The following is a 5,930-nucleotide window of genomic DNA, read 5'->3' on the forward strand; positions in this document are numbered from 1 at the left end:
CAGTTCGTGTACCTCGTGCGCATTCTCTTCCGCCCGGAGAAGGACTGGGGAAAGGAAGGCTCCTGACTGGCCGTCGGCACCGACCACGTCCACGTTGTCCGGGTCTCCGAATACGATGGTTGCCGACTTCGTCAGACCGCGAATGGATTTCAAGACCTCATCACGCTGTTCGATGCTGGCGAGAGCTCCCATAGTGACGCCATCAGCATCGGGGTGTCCCACGACCACTTTGTTCAGTCGCTCGGATGCGGCATCGACAACGGCGTCGACCAGCGAGAGCGGGACCAGGGCGCGCCGGATCGCCGTGCACTTCTGGCCCGCCTTGACCGTCATCTCGGTGACGAGTTGTTTGACGTACAAATCGAATTCGGGCGTTCCTGGTATGGCGTCCTCGCCGAGGATCGACGCGTTGAGTGAATCGGCTTCGGCATTGAAATGGACACCCTTGCCGACGACGTTCGGGTGAGCACGCAGCGTTGCTGCGGTGTCGGCGGATCCGGTGAATGCCACTGAGTCCTGCCCGCCGAGATGATCGAGGAGGCCGCGTGCACTACCGGAGAGCAGTTGGACGGAACCCTCTGGGAGCAAGCCTGACTCGATGATGCGCCGGAAGACGAGTTCGGTGAGATATGCCGTGGAACTGGCAGGTTTGACGATGGACGGCACCCCCGCGATGAATGCCGGTGCCAGCTTCTCCAGGAACCCCCACACCGGGAAATTGAAGGCGTTGATCTGCACGGCGACGCCGCGACGTGATGTATAGATGTGTTGCCCGAGGAAGGTTCCGCCCTTGCCGAGAGGCTCGACGTTTCCGTCCAGAAAGACTGTGCTGTCGGGCAATTCGCGCCGAGCCTTGCTCGCGTAGCTCAGCAGGGTCCCGAATCCGCCGTCGATGTCCACCCCGGAATCTCGCGTCGTCGCGCCGGTGGCAGTGGAGAGTGTGTAGAACTCGGCTTTTCCTGCCATCAACGTGAGGGCGAGAGCCTTGAGCGCGCCGGCACGTTCGTGGAAGGTCATCGCGGACAGTGCAGGCCCGCCGACCTCGCGGGCGTACGTAACCATCTCGGCGAGGTCGATGCCGGTTGCGGAGATCCGGGCCACCTCCGATCCGTCCACTGCGCTCGGCAACGGGGTACCTGCGTCCGGTGCGGCGTACCACTGACCGGCCACATAGCTTTCCAACAGTCTGCTCACGACAACTCCATCTCACCGTACGTTCGGTCGGTAATTACGATCGCCCGGTAACGCCGCGTTGTCAAGGATTCGGCAGAACTGCCTGGAGTCAGGCCTTGCGAAGTCCGTCGAAAGTGACGGCGACGACCGCGTCGGCGATGTCGGAGACGGACTCACCCGCTCGGGGTTTGTACCACTCGATCAGTGAGTTGACGGTGCCGAACATCAGCTTGCTGGCGAGGGCTGGTTCGATGTCCGGGCGCAAGTCTCCCTCCGCTGCGGCGGACGCGACGAGACCTCCGACGAAGTTGTCGAATTCGCGTCGACGAGCTAGCGCGGCGCGCTCGACCGTCGTGTTGCCGCGGACGCGCAGGAGCAGGGTGACGTATGGAAGCTCTGCGACCAGCACCTCTACGCTGCGCCGGACCAGGTATTCGAGCCGGTCGATGTACGGACCGGTGGTGGCGCCCTCTTCGGTCGTGACCGCAAACAGGGCGTTGAGTGCACGCGAAAGGGCGAGTTCGAGAAGTTCTGACTTTCCGGACACATGGTGGTAGATCGAGGACTTCGTGATGCCGAGTTTCTTGGCGAGCACCTCCATGCTGGCGCCGTCGTAGCCCTTGTCGTTGAACACCTTCACGGCCACGGCCAGGAGCGAATCGAGGTCGTAGCCGGGACGTCCGGGGAGGCCGGTGCGTCGAGTGGGGCGTGCCGTAGTCATGTCCCCATCTTCTCAGTTCGGGCAAAGCTGTGCACCATCCTCGTTCTCACCCTTGCCAAACGACCGAATGTTCGGTTACTAATGGAGAAGAGCGAGAAGGAGCGAATGTGAACACCCTGCACGTGGACGAGCGCGAGGATCGCGTCGTGGTCACCCTCGACAGGCCCGCGCAACGCAATGCGATCAACGCGGAAATGATCGACGAACTGCATCAGGTTTGTGGACGCCTCGAACGGGATCCGAAGCTGCTCCTGCTTGCGGGGCGCGGCGCCCACTTCGCAGGCGGCGCTGACATCGCGGAGCTCCGAGAGCGCGGACGAGAGGAAGCGTTCGCGGGTATCAACCGCACGCTGTTCGACCGAATCGGAAAGCTCCCGCTTCCCACCGTGGCCGCCGTGAGCGGCTACGCGCTCGGCGGTGGGGCAGAGTTGACCTACGCCTGCGACATTCGCATCGCGACAACGACGGCGGTCTTCGGGAATCCGGAGCCCAATCTCGGCATAATGGCAGCCGCCGGCGCCAGCTATCGATTGCCGAAGCTCGTCGGCGTCTCGATCGCGAAGCAGGTGCTCCTCGGTGCCAGGAACCTCGACGCCGAGTTGGCGCTACGAGCGGGCCTGGTTGTCGAGGTAACCGAACCGAACTGCCACGTCGACGCAGCGCATCGGCTGCTCGACCGCATTTCCCGACTGTCCCCGCTGGCACTGCGATTGACCAAGATCATCGTCGATGCGCCGGGATCGCATCCGTTTGCCGACGACATCGCCCAGGCCGTCCTGTTCGAGAGTTCGGACAAGCGCGATCGCATGACGGCCTTCCTGGAGAAGAAATCATGACTGAAGCAGTTGCACCGAAGACCGTCGGAGTCATCGGCGGTGGACGCATGGGTGCGGGTATCGCCCAGGTGTTCGCCAGTCTCGGCGGGGCGGTCACCATCGCGGAGAGTGGCGACACCGCGGCCGCGTTGCAGCGTGTTTCCGCCGGCCTCGACAGAGCCCACGAGCGAGGGAAACTCGACGACCAGGACCCCGCGACGGTGCTGGCGCGCGTGAGCACCGTGGACGCAGTGACCTCGTTGCCACCGTCGCTCGACCTGATCGTCGAGGCGGTCCCGGAAATTGCGGCCCTCAAGGTCGAGGTGCTCGCCGCTGCGGAAGCCGTTGCCGGAGAAAGCACCGTGATCGCCAGCAACACCAGTTCCATGTCGATCGCCGAACTCGGCGCAGCGCTGACGGATCCGGGCCGGTTCATCGGTATGCACTTCTTCAATCCAGTCCCGGCGTCGCTGTTGGTCGAGATCGTCCGGGCGCCTCAGACCCGCCCCGAGGTTGTCGACTCGGTACGAGCATGGGTGTCGATGCTCGGCAAAGCCGAGGTGCTCGTCAACGACTCACCTGGTTTTGCAACCAGCCGGCTTGGTGTCGGTCTCGGGCTCGAAGCCATCCGCATGCTCGAAGAGGGTGTGGCGGACGCGGAATCGATCGACCGAGCAATGGAATTGGGGTATCGGCATCCGATGGGCCCGCTGCGTTCGACAGATCTGGTCGGGTTGGATGTGCGCCTGGCGATCGCCGAACACCTCTCGAGCACGCTCGGTGATCGATTTGCACCTCCAGCACTGCTGCGAGAGAAGGTGGCTCGCGGCGAGTTGGGGCGCAAGACGGGACAGGGTTTTCACACATGGAGCTGAACCGAACTTCCTGCGAAAGGAACATCGATGACTGACGTGATTCGCTTGGAGATCGAGCGAGGTTTGGCGACAATCACTCTCGACCGACCCAAGGCCGCCAATGCCGTCAACGGCGAAATGAAGTCTCAGCTGCTCGAAGCGTTGCTGCAGGTCCACGCGGACGCAGAGGTTCGAGCGGTGTTGATTCTCGCCGAAGGCAAGAACTTCTGCGTCGGTCAGGATCTGGACGAGCACGCCGCAGCGTTGGATGCTGATCCGGCGCACGCGATGGATACCGTCGAGGCGCACTACAACCCCATCGTCACGGCGCTGTCGACGCTCTCTGTCCCGGTGGTGGTGGGTATCGGCGGAGCCTGCGTCGGGGCCGGGTTGGGAATCGCGTTGGCCGGAGACATCCGTGTCGTGGGGGCTCGCGCGAGCTTTGCGACGGCATTCACCGGCATCGGTCTGGCCAGTGACTCCGGGCTCAGTCATGCGCTCGTGCACGCGCTCGGACCTAGCCGCGCCAGTGGCCTGATGTTGCTCGGCGACAAGTTCGACGCGCAGAGCGCGCTGGAGTGGGGCTTGGTTCATCGCGTGGTGGCCGACGAGGACGTCGCCGCTGAGGCTCGGGTACTCGCGCGTCGGCTTGCCGACGGACCCACCGCGGCCTTCGCCCACGTGAAATCGCTGATCCGTGCCGTTGCTCCTGGGCTTTCCCAGACGCTGGCGGCCGAGGCGAACGCACAGGTGGAGCTGGGTTCCACGGCAGATCATCGAGGCGCAGTCACGGCTTTCCTGTCGAAGCAGAAGCCGGTTTTCGAGGGCCGCTGATTTCTGGTGCGGCGAAAGATTCTCTTGTGTGCTGGGACACCTCGGTGCATACTAGTTACCAACCGATCATTCGGTAATAAAAGGTAGGTACGATGACCAACGTGGAAGCTCCACAAGATCTGCAGAACCTGTTCGACGAGACGATCGCGGCAGACCAGCGCATCGAGCCTCGCGACTGGATGCCGGACGGCTACCGCAAGACTCTGATCCGTCAGGTTGCCCAGCATGCGCACTCCGAAATCATCGGAATGCAGCCCGAGGGAAACTGGCTCACCCGTGCGCCTTCGTTGCGACGCAAGGCGATCTTGATGGCGAAGGTCCAGGACGAAGCCGGGCACGGTCTGTATCTCTACTCCGCGGCCGAGACGCTCGGTGCCGATCGTGGCGATCTGACCACCAAACTGATCGAGGGAAAGCAGAAGTACTCCTCGATCTTCAACTATCCGACGCTGACATACGCCGACGTGGGAGTGATCGGCTGGCTGGTCGACGGAGCTGCTATCTGCAATCAGGTTCCGCTGTGCCGCAGCTCCTTCGGGCCGTATGCGCGCGCGATGATCCGTGTGTGCAAGGAGGAATCGTTCCATCAGCGGCAAGGCTTCGAGCTGTTGGCGACGATGATGCGCGGCACGGAAGCTCAACGGGCAATGGTGCAGGAAGCCGTCGACCGATGGTGGTGGCCCGCTCTGATGATGTTCGGACCGCCGGACGACGAATCGCCGAACACCGAGCAGTCGATGAAGTGGCGCATCAAGCGGCACACGAACGACGAACTGCGGCAACGATTCGTGGACATGTCGATACCGCAGGCCGAGATACTCGGTGTGACCTTCCCTGATCCCGACCTGCGCTGGAACCCCGAGCGTGGCGCACACGATTTCGGCGAGCCGGACTGGAGCGAATTCATGGACGTGGTCCGCGGCAACGGAGCGGCGAGCGTCGAGCGGATCACCAATCGGAAAGCCGCACACGACAACGGGGCCTGGGTTCGCGAGGCCGCGTACGCCTTTGCACAGCGCGAGAGACTCGCGCACGATCGCACGACTGGGGAAACATCATGAGCGAGAACGATCAGGTACAGCGCGATCAGGTGCGGGGCGAATGGCCTTTGTACGAGGTATTTCTGAGGGGAAAGCGCGGACTGAACCACGTGCATGTCGGATCCCTGCGCGCGGCAGACGATCAGATGGCCCTACGCCACGCGCGCGACGTCTACACCAGACGTAACGAAGGCGTGAGCATCTGGGTCGTGCCGTCTGCGAACATCGTGGCTTCGAGTCCGGCAGAAAAGGATCCGTTCTTCGCGCCGAGCGGCGACAAGGTCTACCGGCACCCGACTTTCTACGACATCCCGGACTCCGTTCCGCACATGTGAGAATCACTTCGACTTCGAGGACCAACAGATGAACGATCACGACAGTGCCTACGACGGCCTGGTCGACGGCGACGGCCACGGTCAGTGGGCGTTCGGAACCAGCTTCGACGACCCCCTCGCCGGAGTCGACACCACGGTGCCGGATGACGTCGATCTCG

General features: G+C 63.0%; 7 protein-coding genes and 1 pseudogene. 6 read left to right on the forward strand and 2 right to left on the reverse strand.

The window, feature by feature from the left end; genetic code table 11:
• Nucleotides 1-1,194 (reverse strand): 3,4-dehydroadipyl-CoA semialdehyde dehydrogenase (locus tag A2J01_RS22920; protein ID WP_156519368.1); only part of this gene is annotated, 1,194 nt, incomplete at its 3' end.
• Nucleotides 1,195-1,282: 88 nt separating this feature from the next.
• On the reverse strand, nucleotides 1,283-1,894 hold the full coding sequence (locus A2J01_RS22925) for a TetR/AcrR family transcriptional regulator (protein ID WP_007730612.1): 612 nt from the start codon (nucleotides 1,892-1,894) through the stop codon (nucleotides 1,283-1,285).
• A gap of 107 nt (nucleotides 1,895-2,001) precedes the next feature.
• Between A2J01_RS22925 and A2J01_RS22930 the strand changes: the two genes are divergently transcribed.
• The 6 genes and pseudogenes from A2J01_RS22930 to A2J01_RS35980 all read left to right on the forward strand — a co-directional run.
• Nucleotides 2,002-2,730, forward strand: coding sequence for an enoyl-CoA hydratase/isomerase family protein (locus tag A2J01_RS22930; RefSeq protein ID WP_064113658.1), 729 nt, complete (start codon nucleotides 2,002-2,004; stop codon nucleotides 2,728-2,730).
• Entirely contained in the window at nucleotides 2,727-3,584 is an 858-nt protein-coding gene (locus A2J01_RS22935) for a 3-hydroxyacyl-CoA dehydrogenase family protein (protein WP_064113659.1), read from the forward strand. The genes A2J01_RS22930 and A2J01_RS22935 overlap by 4 nt, the downstream gene beginning before the upstream one ends.
• 27 nt (nucleotides 3,585-3,611) lie before the next feature.
• The gene (locus tag A2J01_RS22940; protein WP_064113660.1) at nucleotides 3,612-4,397 is read left to right on the forward strand and encodes an enoyl-CoA hydratase-related protein; all 786 of its coding nucleotides are present in this window, start codon (nucleotides 3,612-3,614) and stop codon (nucleotides 4,395-4,397) included.
• A 92-nt stretch (nucleotides 4,398-4,489) separates the two neighbouring features.
• Nucleotides 4,490-5,458: a 1,2-phenylacetyl-CoA epoxidase subunit PaaA gene (gene paaA, locus A2J01_RS22945; protein WP_029256502.1), complete on the forward strand. Its 969-nt coding sequence runs from the start codon at nucleotides 4,490-4,492 to the stop codon at nucleotides 5,456-5,458.
• Entirely contained in the window at nucleotides 5,455-5,772 is a 318-nt protein-coding gene (paaB, locus tag A2J01_RS22950; protein ID WP_007730622.1) for a 1,2-phenylacetyl-CoA epoxidase subunit PaaB, read from the forward strand. The genes paaA and paaB overlap by 4 nt, the downstream gene beginning before the upstream one ends.
• Nucleotides 5,773-5,800: 28 nt before the next feature.
• Nucleotides 5,801-5,930, forward strand: a pseudogene (locus A2J01_RS35980) (1,2-phenylacetyl-CoA epoxidase subunit PaaC); the annotation flags it as partial.

Source organism: Rhodococcus sp. EPR-134, from assembly GCF_001647205.1.
Lineage (GTDB): Bacteria > Actinomycetota > Actinomycetes > Mycobacteriales > Mycobacteriaceae > Rhodococcus_F > Rhodococcus_F qingshengii.